The sequence below is a fragment of the Sorangium sp. So ce185 genome (assembly GCF_051526825.1).
GTDB lineage: Bacteria > Myxococcota_A > Polyangia > Polyangiales > Polyangiaceae > Sorangium > Sorangium cellulosum_D.
Map to the genome: position 1 here is coordinate 11,791,936 of NZ_CP150316.1, position 13,008 is coordinate 11,804,943.

Below are 13,008 nucleotides of genomic sequence, written 5' to 3' on the forward strand. Positions count from 1 at the left end.
CGATCTGCGATGTTCGATCAGCCCACGAAATTCTGTTCACTGCGTCGGACCTCCGGCACGAGGTTCGAGTCCATGACACCCCCGGACACGGCTCGGGGAACATCGGTTGGCGCGAGGGTAACAGAGGTCTCCTGCGCGCGGAAGCCGTCGCCCGGGCGGACCGGGGATCACGGAGCGAGCGAGACGGCGCGCTCACTTTCCGGAACGACGGCTCGACGGCGGGGTACGCCCTGAAACGGCGCGCTCCGGCGGGCGCGACTTGGGCGGAGCCGCCGCGCGAGAGCGCTCCGGATCCTCGCTGGCCAGGGCGAGCATTGCTTGCTTCCTGGGCGAATCGTCAGGCTCCATGAGCAGAAAGAGGATCGCGTTCTGGAGCGTCTCCTGCGCCTGGTCAAAGAGCTCTGCCACGACGGACGCGACCGGGCTGCGCCCGTCGCCGGGCAGGAGCAGGCGCGGATCGCACTGGAGCCCCTGCGCGATGAGGCCGAGCGCGCCGAGCCCGAGATCCCGCTCGCCGCGCTCCACCTGCCGCAGGTAGGTGGCCGAGAGCTGCGCCCGCTCGGCGAACTCCTGCATGCTGAGCCCGCGGAGCAACCGGAGGATGCGGATCGCCTGACCGACCTCCCTGGGGAGCGTGTCGCGCATGAGCGCGAGCCTAGCAGGCAGAGCTCGCCTGAGCCGCCGAGAAGGAGCCGGGCGCGCTACAGGTATCCTTCGGCCTGCAGCGCGAACATGCGGGCATAACGCTGGCCGCGGGCGACGAGCGCGTCGTGGGTGCCCTCCTCGACGATGCGCCCGCCGTCGAGGACGACGATGCGATCGGCCATGCGCACGGTCGGGAAGCGGTGCGAGATGACGATCGTCGTCCGCCCCTTGGACAGCGACCGGAACCGCTGGAAGACCGCGTGCTCGGCCTCGGCGTCGAGCGCCGCGGTCGGCTCGTCGAGCACGAGGATGTCGGCCTGCTCGCGCATGAACGCCCGCGCGAGCGCGATCTTCTGCCACTGCCCGCCGCTCAGCTCGACGCCGTCCTTGAACCAGCGCCCGAGCTGCGCGTCGAGGCCCCCCGGCACCGCGGTCACGACCTCGTCGGCGCCGCCCTCGGAGACCGCGCGCGCGATGCGCGGCTCGTCGCCGAGGTGATCGAGGCTGCCGAGCCCGACGTTCTCGCGCAGCGTGAGCTGGTATTGGTTGAAGTCCTGGAACACGACACCGATCCTCCGGCGGAGGTCGTCGAGATCCCAGGCGCGGAGATCCTTGCCGTCGAGCAGGATGCGCCCCTCGGTGGGCTCGTAAAGCCGCGTGAGCAGCTTGATGAACGTCGTCTTGCCGGCGCCGTTGTGCCCGACGAGCGCCAGGCTCTGCCCGCTCGGGATGTGGAGATCGATGCCCCGGAGCGCCCAGCGCGACTGGCCAGGATACCGGTAGCCCACGCCCTCGAACCGCACGCCCCTGTCGAGCGCGCGGTCGGTGGGCGCCGCAGGCGCGCCGCCGTTCGACGCCGCGGGCGCGCCGCCGTTCGTCAACGCGGGCGCCTCGCCGGCCGGCAGCGCGGGCGGCGCGCTGGTCGGGATGCTCAAATACTGAAAGAGATTCGACATGTAGAGGTTGTGCTCGTACATGCCGCCGATGCCGCCGAGGACGGCCTGGAACGCCTGCTGGCCCTGCCGGAAGGCGGCGACGTAAAGGACCATCGCGCCGAGCGAGAGGCGCCCCGCCGCGGCGGAGGCCGCCATGGCGGCATAGCAGCCGTAGAACGCGGCGGTCCCGAGGAGCGACAGGGCATAGGACCACCCCGCGCGGCGGACGGCGAGGGCGCTGTCCTCCCGGTAAAACGACGCGGCGAGCGCCTTGTAGCGATCGAGGAACATCGGCCCGAGCCCGAAGAGCTTCACCTCCTTGGCGTGGCCGTCGTTGGCGAGCACGTACTCGAGGTAGTTGAGCCGGCGGGCCTCGGGAGAGCGCCAGTTGCGGAGGCGGAACGCCGCGCCGGAGAAGCGCGCCTCGGCGACCGTGGCGGGGACGGCCGCGAGCACGAGCGCGAGCACCGCGAAGCCGCTGAACCCGACGAGCAACGCGGCGTACCCGGCGAGCGTGATCAGGTTCTGCACGAGGGAGAAGCTCTCGGTCACGACCGACGCGGGGCGCGACGACGCCTCGCGCCGCGCCCGGGTGAGCTGATCGTAGAACTCGGGGTCTTCGAAATGGCGGAGCTCCAGCGAGAGCGCCTTCCCGAGGATCATCGCGTGGATGTCGATGGAGAGCCGGGCGCCGAGCAGCTGTCGCGCCAGCGAGAGCCCGCGCTGCGCGAGCGCGAGCGCGGCGACGAGGCCGAGCTCGACCGAGACCCACACGAGCGCCGCGCGCTCCTCGCGGGCGACCACCGCGTCCATGATCGCCTTTCCCACGTAGGCGACCCCGAGCGGCAGCACCGCCGCCGCCAGCGTGAGCGCGGCGAGCGCGAGGCTGGCCGCCTTCGACGAGCGCCAGACGAGCTGGAGCGTGCGCGGGGTGTAGGCAAAGCTGTCCCGCAGGCGGGAGAGGCCGAGCATGAGGGCGGATTCTAACCACGCCGCCGCGCGCTGCCCGCGCAGGCGCCCGCGAGCGAGCGCGCAGGCGTGGGGAGGCCCGCGAGGGCGCGCGCTGGCGCGGGAGGGGCGCGCGCTGGCGCGGGAGGGGCGCGCGCTGGCGCGGGAGGGGCGCGCGCTGGCGTGGGAGGGGCGCGCGGCGCAGCGAGCTCCGCCGGCCTCGCCGGGACGGGGACGCGCCCGGCGCGCGCTCGGCGGCGGCGCTCGGGCCCCAGGTCACCCGCGCCGCGGGGCACGCGCGCGGGCGGCCGCGGTGGCGGGCGCGCCCCGGGCGCGGTATCCCGGGGGCTCCGAACAAGGAGGCTGTGCATGTCGAGCATGTCCACTACGACGATAGGCTACGGAGCGCTGCTCACCGCGCTCGGCGTCGGCGGCTTCGCGGCCACGAGGGCGCCGACGGCGCTCATCCCTGCCGGCTTCGGGGTGGTCTCGATCGGGCTCGGCGTGCTCGCGCGTCAGGAGAAGTACCGCATGCACGCCATGCACGCGTCGGCGCTCGTCGGCGTCCTCGGCGTCCTCGGCTCCGCCCGCGGCCTGTCCCAGCTGCCGGCCCTGCTCTCGGGCGGCGACGTCGAGCGCCCGGCGGCCGTCATCGCGCAGTCCCTGATGGCCGTGCTCTCCGCGGGCTACGTCGCCCTCTGCGTGCGCTCCTTCGTCGCAGCGCGGCGCGCCCCCGCCCGCCCCTGAGCGCGGCGCGCCGCCCCCGAGCGCGCCGCCGTCCGGCCGCCGAGCCAGGCGCCGTCGCAGAGCCCCTCTCACCCTCACTCCCCCAGCCGGGGCGCTTCGAGCGGTCCTGTCGGCCGCGCGCGCCATCGGAGCCATCGAGCGATGGGCTCCTGTCGAATCCGTAGAGAACGGCCGGTGCGGCGGCCCCCGCGCGCCGATGAGCTCCCTCCCCTCGCCTTACTCTGCACGTCCCATCTCCGTATGTCCCATCTCCGCGCGTCGGATCCAGGCCCCCGCGCCGCCGGAGAATCCCCTCATGTCGATTCTTTGACAATCTGGGCCAGCAGTCCGGAATGCTAGAAATCCGCGCGTAAACGGCCAGATCGGTGCCCTTGCCGGCCGTGCTTGATGTACTGTCGTCGTTACCGGACCATCAACTACCAGAAGAGCGAGCACCATGCTTCGACGCGTCACTGCATTGGGGCTGACGGCGACTTTTTTCCTTTCGTGCGGGGAGGATGGTGCCGTCATGATGTGGGATTGCAACGAATGCCCCGAGGGGTGGACCTGCACCGAGAACACTTGTATCCCGCCGCATTGCAGCAATGGGATCAAGGATGGTCATGAAGGTGAGACCGACACCGACTGCGGCGGCTCGTGCGAGCCTTGTCGCTTAGGGGCCTCCTGCGAGACGGGAATCGACTGCAAGGAGGGCGTCTGTCGTTTGGGAGCGTGCCAGGCCCCGACGTGCGTGGACGGCGTGGCGAACGGCTTCGAGACCGGCGTCGACTGCGGCACGCGCTCGTGCCCGCTCTGCGCCGCGGGCGAGGGGTGCGTCGCCGGCGAGAACTGCGGGTCCGGCGTGTGCAGGGAGCGTGTCTGCCAGGAGCCGTCGTGCGACGACGGGGTCATGAACGGAAGCGAGCTCGACGTGGACTGCGGCGGGGAGTGCCGGAGCTGCCGGTAGCGCGAGGAGCGGGGCGAGGCGGCCGGAGGGCGCGCTCGCGGCGCGGCCAGGTGCGCGCGCGGCCGGGGAGCGCCTCCGGCTTCAGCGGGGATCGACGGCCGGCGTGGTCTCCACGCTCACGGTGCCGCCGGTCGCGATCCAGCGGAATCCGTCGATGAGCGCGGTGGAGTCGAAGCGATCGTCGCCGGTGTCGAAGAGGATGAACCGGAGCGAGATCTCCTCGCCGCCGCGCACCGGCGCCCGGGTCTTCAGCCACCGGGTGCCGCCGTCGCGGCGCGGGCTGAAGCCCGTCCCGACGAGCTCGCTCGAGCCGAGCGGACATCCGTCGCAGACATCGAAGAACGCGATATTGACGCTGACCGGCCTGCCCTCGCCGTCGAACGAGAGATTGCCGTTGTACGACCCGGGAGGCGCCGGCGTGGCCAGCGCGACGAATTGATCGTTGAAGTCCTCGCAGACCCACTCCGGATATTCGTACGTATAGAACTTGAAGAGGAACTCGTAGCCGGTCGCGTTCTGCGGGGCGCGGAGGACGACCTCGAGGCCGATGTCGTCGTTGATGAAGTCGGAGGGAGGGCAGTCGGGGTTGTCCTGGGGGAACCCGGGGGGCGCGGCGCCGGGGCCGTAGCTCGAGCAGCTCTCGGACCGGCAGGCGTTCGGGTGGTCCGGCAGGCGGGCGCGCCCCGTCGAGAGCGCGAGCAGGCGCGCGCCGCCCTGCACGCGCACGTTGGGCCCGAACCCGTCGAAGAGGCCGACGGCGGGCGACCGCGCCGCGGGCGAGCCGTCCCCGCGGACGTACCTCGCGGAGAGCACGCCCCAGCGGCGGTCGTCGCGGGAGGCGAAGGCGCAGAGGTCGATCGCCCGGGCGCCGTTCGCCGGGTCGAAGTCCTCGAGCGAGAGGCCGTCGTCGCAGGGGGGTGCGACGTTGTCGATGGCGCCGTCGCAGTCCTCGTCGGCGGGCGCGGGGATGTGGCCGCTCGCGTCGGGCTCGGTGACCTCGACCTCGATGGCGCCGGGGTTCACGTTGGCGTCGGCGTCGTTGCAGTCGCCGGCGGCGGGCGTGAAGCCGTCTCCGTCGCTGTCCGCGTTGGGGTCGGTGACGGGGCCGGCGCCGCCGCTGCCCGAGCCGGGCGCGCCGGGCGCATCGAGCCCGCCGGAGCCGTCCTCGCCGCCGGTGTCCGGGGGCTGCGCGCGCTCGTCGTCCGCGCCGCCCGGCGCGGGGGAGCCACCGACGGCCGAGCACCCGAGCGCGACGAGGAGCGCCGTCATGGCGGCGACGCCGGGGACGGGGGGAGCGAGCTGACGATCAGTCATACTGCACTTTGCCATGGGGACAGGATCGAGCCCGGGCCTGCACGCACTCCCGGTCGGATCAGGCGCCCACCGGACGGCCTCAACCTCGGACGGCCTCGGACGGCCTCAACCTCGGACGGGTCGGCTCAACCTCGGCCGGGCGACCTCAACCCCGGTCGGGTCGGCCCAGCGCCGGCCGGGCGACCTCAACCCCGGTCGGGTCGGGGTCGGCCTCAACCTCGGTCGGGGTCGGCCTCAACCTCGGTCGGCTCGGCGTCAACCCCGGTCGGCTCGGCCGCAACCCCGGTCGGCTCGGGTCGGCCGCAACCTCGGTCGGCTCGGCGTCAACCCCGGTCGGCTCGGCCGCAACCTCGATCGGCTCGGGTCGGCCGCAACCTCGATCGGCTCGGGTCGGCCGCAACCTCGGTCGGCGCGGCTTCAGCCCAACCCCGGTCGGGTCAACCTCAACCCCGGTCGGGGTCGGCGTCAACCTCGGTCGGGTCGGCCGGGTCGGCCTCAACCCCGGTCGGGTCGGCCGGGTCGGCCTCAACCCCGGTCAGGTCGGCCCAATCCCGGTCAGGTCGGCTCAACCACGGTCGGGTCAACCTGCCGGTCGGGTTGGCCCAACCCCGGTCGCCTCGGTGGTGGCCCAATTTGCCCCGGAGTGATTCACATGAAGGCGGGAAGGCAGGAAGATCATTGATCTTTTCTTCCCGCCTTCCCGCCTTCATGTTCAAATCCGGTCACCACCGTCGGCTCCCCCCCCGGCGGGTAACCCGCCCGCCCCCCGGGCGCGCTACATCCGCTCCGGGGCCTCGATCCCGAGCAGGCCGAGGCCCTTCGCCAGCACCTCCGCCGTGAGATCGCACAGCGCGAGCCGCGAGCGGCGCACCTCCTCGCTCTCGGCCCGGAGCACCGGACAGCGCTCGTAGAAGGTCGTGAACGACCCGGCGAGCTCGAACAGGTAACCGCACAGCCGATGCGGCTCGAGCGTGGCCGCCACGTCCTCGAGCACGGCGCCGAACCGGAGCAGCTCCAGCGCGAGCGCCCGCTCCGCCGGCTCGCCCACCGTGATCCCCACCCCGCGCGGCGACTCCACCCCCGCCTTCCGGAAGATCGACCGGATGCGCGCGTGCGCATACATCAGGTAGGGCGCCGTGTTCCCCTCGAACGCCAGCATCCGATCCCAGTCGAACACGTAATCCTTGATCCGATCGCTCGAGAGATCCGCATACTTCACCGCCCCCACGCCGACCGCCCGCGCCACCGCGCCCGCGGCCTCGGCGTCGAGCTCCGGGTTCTTCTCCCGCACCACCTTGGTCGCGCGCTCCACGGCCTCGTCGAGCAGATCCGACAGCTTCACCGTGTCGCCGCTCCTCGTCTTGAACATCTTCTTGTCGGCCCCGAGCACCGACCCGAACGCCACGTGCTCGGCCCGCGCCGGCGACCTGAGCCAGCCCGCCTCCCGCGCCGTCGCGAAGACCATCGCGAAATGCTGGCTCTGCGGCGCGCCGACCACGTAGATGAGCCGCTGCGCGCCGACCGTCGTGAGCCGGTGGCGGATCGCCGCCAGATCCGTCGTGGCGTAGCCGTAGCCCCCATCCTGCTTGCGCACGATGAGCGGCAGCGGCTCGCCGCCCTTGCCCGTGAAGCCCGCCGGAAAGACGCAGAGCGCCCCCTCGCTCTCGCGCGCCAGCCCCTTCTCGCCGAGCTCCGCGAGCACGTCGAGCAGCATCGGGTTGTAGAAGCTCTCGCCCGCGAAATCGGCCTCGGTCAGGGTCACGCCGAGCCGGCGGTAGACCGACTCGAAGTAGCGCGTCGACTCGCGCACCAGCTGCCGCCACAGCCCGAGCGTCTGCTCGTCCCCGCCCTGGAGCCGCACGACCCGCCGGCGAGAGCGCTCGGCGAACGCCGGATCCCCGTCGAATTTGGCGCGCGCCTGCCTGTAGAACGCGTCGAGATCGCCGACCGAGAGCTCCTGCGAGGCGGCCGCCTCGCCGAGATCGAGCATGTGCTCGATCAGCATGCCGAACGGCGTGCCCCAGTCGCCCAGGTGGTTCTGGCGGATCACCCGGTGGCCGAGCGCCTCGAGCACGCGCGCGAGCGCGTCGCCGATGATCGTGCTGCGCAGGTGGCCGACGTGCATCTCCTTCGCGGCGTTCGGGCCCGAGTAATCGACGATCACCGTCTCGGGCTGCGCCGCGGGCGCGATCCCGAGCCGCCCGCCGCTCGCCGTGTCGGCGAGCTCGCGCGTCAGGTAGGCGTCCTCGAGCGTCAGGTTCACGAACCCGGGGCCGGCGATCTCCACCTTCCGGCAAATCCCGCCGAGCTGCAGCGCCCCCACGATCGCCGCCGCGACCTCGCGCGGCGGCCTGCCCAGGCGCTTGCCGAGCGCCATCGCGGCGTTCGCCTGGTAATCGGCGTGGCTGGAGCGGCGCAGGGAGGGGTCGGCTCCGGCGTGCTCGGCGCCGAACGCGGCGGTGATCGCCTCCTGGAAAGCGCGGGAAAGGACGTGGACGGGATCGGCCATGGCGCATCCTTGGCCCGGCCCCGCGGCCAATTCAATAGGAAGCCGGCGCTCCATGGCCGAACCGCGCGCCGAACCGCGCGCCGAACCGCGCGCCGAACCGCGCGCCGAACCGCGCGCCGAACAGCGCGCCGAACCGCGCGCCGCCGCCCGCGGCGCGGCCGTCTCGGCCGGGCGCTCGCGCCGCCGCGCGCGGCAGCGCGCCGATTGCGCGGCGACCCGCGGATCCACCGAGGAAAACGGGCCTCCGTGCGCGCGCGCCGGCGCGGCGCGCGGCGGCGATCCCCCTTTGACAAAAATCGGGCTAGGCCGGACAGTTCACGCCTCCCGTGAGCGCCTCCCTGCCCCCTGCCCCCGGCGATCCGAAGCCCGCCGCGAGCGACGCGCCCGCGGAGAGCGCGGCCGCCCGGATGGTCGGGACGGTCATCTCGGACCGGTACCGGATCGTGGAGCTCGTCGCGACCGGCGGGATGGGCGCGGTCTACAAGGCCGAGCACCTGCTCCTGCGCAAGTGGCTGGCGGTGAAGATCCTCCTGCCCGCGGCGCAGGGCTCGCCGGAGCTCACCGCGCGCTTCGAGCGCGAGGCGATCGCGGGCGCGCACATCCAGCACCCGAACATCGCGTCGGCGACCGACTTCGGCACGCTCCCCGACGGCTCCCGGTTCCTCGTGCTGGAGCACGTCCGCGGCACGACGCTCGATCGCATCATCAAGAAGGGGCCGGTGCCCGCCCCGCGCGCCGCCGAGCTCGCGCGGCAGATCGCGGCGGCGCTCGCCGCGGCGCACGAGCGCGGGGTCATCCACCGCGATCTGAAGCCGCGCAACGTCATGGTCGAGCACGGCACCGACGCCGTGAAGCTCATCGACTTCGGGTTCGCGAAGGTCCCGCTGGAGCGCCTCGCCACGACGACCGCGCACGGCGGCGAGGAGCGGCCCGAGCCCATGCGCATCACGCTGAGCGGCATGGTCTTCGGCACGCTCGCGTACATGGCGCCGGAGGCGGCGCAGGGCATGGAGCACGTCGACGAGCGCTCCGACCTCTACGCCCTCGGGCTCATCCTCTACGAGATGCTCGCGGGCAAGCACCCGTTCGACTCGATCGTGCCCGTCGAGCTCTTCCGCGATCAATGCGAGACCGCGCCGCCGCCGCTCCGGCTGCGCGCTCCGGGCGTGGAGGTGCCGCGCGAGCTGGAGGCGCTCGTGATGCGCCTCCTGCGCAAGGACCCGGCGGCGCGCCCCGCCAGCGCGCGCGCGCTGCTCGCCGCGCTCGACGCCGCCGTGCCGCGGTCCGAGGCCCTCGGCCTCCTCCCGTGGAAAGAGCCGCTCTCGAGCGGGTCGTGGTCCCTCGGCGACCCGCTGCGCGCGCTCCAGGCCGCCACGCCGCCCGAGCCGCCGGCGCGGCACGACCGAGCCGCGGCGCTCGAAGGCGCAGCGCGCGGCGGGGCCGCAGCCGCCGGCGGGGTCGCGGCCCTCGACGGCGCGGCCGGCGGCGCCGCGATGGCGGCGTCCGGCGCGCCGCTCGCGGCGCGCGGGGATGAGGCGCGCGGGAACGCGGCCCACGAGGCGCACGCGGCGCGCGGAACGGCGGAGCGCCGGCCACGGCCGCGGAGGCGCGCCCGGGGCTGGCTCGTCGCGGTGGCCGCGCTGGTCGCCGCCGGCGTCGCGGGCGGCGCGGTGCTCCTCCGCCGCTTGCCCGCGGGCGCGCCGGCGGTCGCGGGCGCCCCGGCGCCGGCGGTCGCCGGCCCGGAGCTCCAGGAGGCGACCGCCGCCATGCACGCGCCGGCCGCCGCGGCGCCGGCCACCCGGGTGCCTGAGCCCCTCGGCGCGCCCCCGCCGGCCCCGTCCGCGGCGCCGACCGCGAGCGCCTCGGCCCCCGCGCCGGCCGGCTCCGGGGCGGCGTCGGCCGACGTCGCGGCGCTCGCCGGGCCGGCTCCGCTCGAGGGCGCGGAGCTCCCGGCCGAGCGGGAGCGCCTCGTGGGGGCGGTCCGGGCGAAGCGATGGGAGGACGCGGAGAGCGCGCTCTTCGTGCTGCTCGACAAGGATCGCGCCGCCTTCGAGCAGCGCGACGTGATGACGGCCGCGGCCGCCGTCGCGGTGAAGAGCTCGTACCGGCCCGACGGCCGCGCGGACCCGATTTTCGAGGCGCTGGAGAGCCGCCTCGGCCAGGAGGGCCTCGACATCGCCTACGAGATCGTGAGCGGCTACGGCGGCACGCAGGGCGGAAAGCGCGCGGCCGCGCTGCTCCGCCGCCCCGAGGTGCTGGAGCGCGCGAGCGCCCCGCTGCGCATCGCCGTGGAGCTGCGCGAGGCCCCCTGCCGGCGCAAGCAGGCGCTCTTCGAGCGGGCGGCGCTCGAGGGGGACGCGCGCGCGCTCGTGTTCCTGGAGATGCTCCGCTCGTCGCAGTGCCAGCCGCGCATCGGGCAATGCTGCTTCCACCACCACGCGGGGCTCGAGCGCGCGGTGCGCTCGCTGCGCGACCGGCTGCGCTACTGATCCGCTGCGCCCGCCGCTGCGCCGCTGCGCCCGCGCTGCGCCGCTGCGCCCGCGCTGCGCCGCTGCGCCGCTCCGCCGGCGCCCGTCCCGCCGCTCCCCGAGGGCCCGGGCTGCCGGCGGGACACGGGCCACCCCCGACGGCCGGGAGATGGGCTACGCTCGCGCCCGCGGTCCCGAGCGCTGAGCAGGCCCGAGCACGGCGGCGAACGGCGCGCGGACGACGAGAACAGGGAAGAGGAATGAGCGACAAGACAAATGAGGAGATCTACAGGGCCTACCTGCTGGCGTACGCGTGCAGCGGCGACACCTCGAAGGTCGCGGTGCTCCAGGACGCGCGCCCGCTGACCGCGACGGTCGCCGCCGCGCTCGCCCTCGCGGAGCGCGATCGCCAGGCGGGCGAGCCGCCGGACACGTGGGACTCGCTGACCGAGCGCCTGCAGGCCATGTTCGACGAGTTCGATCCGCACGGGTACGACCTGGCGACCGGAGACGACGAGGCGCTCGACGACGAAGACGAAGAGGACGGCGACGAGCCGATCGCCTCCTGAGCCCGCGCCGCCGCGGCCGCGGGCTCCCCTCGCGACGCGCGGCCGGCGGTGGCCAGGCAAGGACGGGAAGGCGGTGAGCAGGAAGAAAGGATGAACGTTCTTCCTGCTTTACCGCTCTCCTGAAAGGCTCTCTCCGGAGGCACGTCACCACGACCGGCGCCTCCCGGGGAGGCGCCGGGGAGCGGCCCGCTCAGCCCCCGAGGGTCGCGCCGTTCGAGGCGATGACCTCGCGATACCAGTGCGCCGAGTCCTTGAGCACGCGCTTGCCCGTCGGGTAGTCGACGAAGACGAGGCCGAAGCGGTGCTTGTAGCCGTGGGCCCACTCGAAGTTGTCCAGGATCGACCAGTGAAAGTAGCCGTTCACGACGGCGCCCTCGGCGATGGCCCGGCGGAGCTCGATCAGGTGGCGCGCCATGAAGTCGATGCGCTGGGGGTCGTGCACCTTCCCGTCGAGCGAGATCCAGTCCCGGGTGGACAGCCCATTTTCGGTGATCACGATGGGGCGCTTGTAGCGCTCGTAAAAGAACCTCGGCCCCCAGTAGAGGCACTCGGGGGTGACGGACCACTCGAAGGCCGTGATCGGGTGTCCCACCGGGTGCGGCACGACCTCGGCGCCGCCGTTCGCCCCGGCGCGCACCGGGACTCCCCAGTAGACGTTCACGCCGCAGAACTCGACCGGCTGCGCGATGATCTCCATGTCGCCGCCCCGGATCTCGGGCAGCTCGCTCGCGAACAGGCGGAGCCCGTCCTCGGGGTACCTGCCGAAGAACACGGGATCCATCCACCACGTGTTGGTCCACGTGGTGCGGGCGCTGACCGACCACGTCGCCGCGCGCGCGGCCTCCAGATCCTCGGGTGACGCGCTGGCGGGGTATTTCACCTGCGCGACCGGCGCATAATAGACGTTGCACTTCCCCGGGCTCGCCGCGCGGATGGCCTGCACCGACTTGCCGTGCGCGAGCAGGACGTGGTGGCACACGCGCAGGACCTCGGCGAAGCGCAGCCGGTCCCCGGGCGCGTGGCGCCCCTCGTAGTGACCGGCGCCGGCGAACACCTGCGGTTCGTTGAGCGTCATCCAGTCCTTCACCCGATCGCCGAGCTTCTTGACCACGACGCCCGTGTACTCGGCGAACCAGTCGGCGCTGTCGCGGTTCAGCCAGCCGCCCTTGTGGTAGAGCGCGAGCGGGAAGTCCCAGTGGAACAGCGTGACGTGGGGCGCGACCCCCGCCTCGAGCAGCGCGTCCACCAGCCGATCGTAGAACTCGAGGCCGCGCTCGTTGACGGCGCCCGTGCCCTCCGGCAAGACGCGCGGCCACGAGATGCTGAGTCGGTAAGCGCGGAGGCCGATATCGCGCATGAGGGCGACGTCCTCCCGGTACCGGTGGTAGTGGTCGCACGCGACATCGCCGGTCTGGCCGTTCCAGATCGCGTCCGGCTTCTTGCAGAACATGTCCCACACGGACGGCCCCTTGCCGTCCTCGTCCGCGGCGCCCTCGATCTGGTACGACGCCGCCGCGGCGCCCCACAGGAACCCTTCCGGAAAGCCCTTTTCGCTCGGTGCCTCTTCGCTTGGTGATCGCGTCATGGTGGCCGCACCATACCAAACGCGGCCGAGCGCCGCACCGCGACGTCAGCCAGCCTCGCGCGCCTCGTAGCCCTCCTCGCGCACGGCCGCCACGAGCGCTTCGGCCGTCGCGCTCCCCTCGACGATCGCCTCTCCGCGCTCGAGGCTCACCTCGCACACCCGCGTGACGCCGGGGACCTTCGCGAGCGCCTTCGAGACCGCCCGAACGCAGTGGCCGCAGGACATTCCTTCGATAGCGAGTCTGCGCACCTCCCCCCTATGCCCCCACCACGCACCAGCGTCAACGAAGCCGCGCAGCGTCAAGCAACCGCGCAGCGTCAAGCGGCCGCGCAGCGTCGAGCG

At 73.3% G+C, this 13,008-nt stretch carries 10 protein-coding genes; 4 read left to right on the forward strand and 6 right to left on the reverse strand.

Going from position 1 to position 13,008, the window contains the following annotated elements; translation table 11 throughout:
- Positions 1 to 192: 192 nt before the first annotated feature.
- Positions 193 to 645 (reverse strand): helix-turn-helix domain-containing protein, encoded by a 453-nt coding sequence (locus tag WMF26_RS43500; RefSeq protein ID WP_061623626.1) that lies wholly within the window; start codon positions 643 to 645, stop codon positions 193 to 195.
- A gap of 56 nt (positions 646 to 701) precedes the next feature.
- The gene (locus tag WMF26_RS43505; protein WP_437997521.1) at positions 702 to 2,552 is read right to left on the reverse strand and encodes an ABC transporter ATP-binding protein; all 1,851 of its coding nucleotides are present in this window, start codon (positions 2,550 to 2,552) and stop codon (positions 702 to 704) included.
- A 354-nt stretch (positions 2,553 to 2,906) separates the two neighbouring features.
- Between WMF26_RS43505 and WMF26_RS43510 the strand changes: the two genes are divergently transcribed.
- Complete coding sequence (locus WMF26_RS43510) at positions 2,907 to 3,275, forward strand: hypothetical protein (protein WP_437997522.1); 369 nt, start codon at positions 2,907 to 2,909, stop codon at positions 3,273 to 3,275.
- A 508-nt stretch (positions 3,276 to 3,783) separates the two neighbouring features.
- Positions 3,784 to 4,221 carry a hypothetical protein gene (locus tag WMF26_RS43515; RefSeq protein WP_437997523.1) on the forward strand — a complete coding sequence of 146 codons (438 nt, stop codon included), beginning with the start codon at positions 3,784 to 3,786 and terminating at the stop codon, positions 4,219 to 4,221.
- 81 nt (positions 4,222 to 4,302) lie between these two features.
- On the opposite strand, the gene WMF26_RS43520 is transcribed toward WMF26_RS43515, so the two are convergent.
- Both WMF26_RS43520 and argS read right to left on the reverse strand, forming a co-directional pair.
- Positions 4,303 to 5,535: a choice-of-anchor L domain-containing protein gene (locus WMF26_RS43520; RefSeq protein WP_437997524.1), complete on the reverse strand. Its 1,233-nt coding sequence runs from the start codon at positions 5,533 to 5,535 to the stop codon at positions 4,303 to 4,305.
- A gap of 775 nt (positions 5,536 to 6,310) precedes the next feature.
- Entirely contained in the window at positions 6,311 to 8,044 is a 1,734-nt protein-coding gene (argS, locus tag WMF26_RS43525; RefSeq protein WP_437997525.1) for an arginine--tRNA ligase, read from the reverse strand.
- Positions 8,045 to 8,370: 326 nt separating this feature from the next.
- Between argS and WMF26_RS43530 the strand changes: the two genes are divergently transcribed.
- Both WMF26_RS43530 and WMF26_RS43535 read left to right on the forward strand, forming a co-directional pair.
- Positions 8,371 to 10,533, forward strand: coding sequence for a protein kinase domain-containing protein (locus WMF26_RS43530; RefSeq protein ID WP_437997526.1), 2,163 nt, complete (start codon positions 8,371 to 8,373; stop codon positions 10,531 to 10,533).
- Between the two features lie 239 nt (positions 10,534 to 10,772).
- A complete protein-coding gene (locus WMF26_RS43535; RefSeq protein WP_061623993.1) occupies positions 10,773 to 11,081 on the forward strand; it encodes a hypothetical protein in 309 nt (102 codons plus the stop codon).
- Between the two features lie 190 nt (positions 11,082 to 11,271).
- Here WMF26_RS43535 and WMF26_RS43540 read toward each other — a convergent pair whose 3' ends face one another.
- Positions 11,272 to 12,666, reverse strand: a complete 1,395-nt coding sequence (locus WMF26_RS43540; protein WP_437997527.1) for a GH1 family beta-glucosidase — start codon at positions 12,664 to 12,666, stop codon at positions 11,272 to 11,274.
- A 45-nt stretch (positions 12,667 to 12,711) separates the two neighbouring features.
- Positions 12,712 to 12,891 carry a heavy-metal-associated domain-containing protein gene (locus WMF26_RS43545; RefSeq protein WP_020740710.1) on the reverse strand — a complete coding sequence of 60 codons (180 nt, stop codon included), beginning with the start codon at positions 12,889 to 12,891 and terminating at the stop codon, positions 12,712 to 12,714.
- Positions 12,892 to 13,008: the final 117 nt, after the last annotated feature.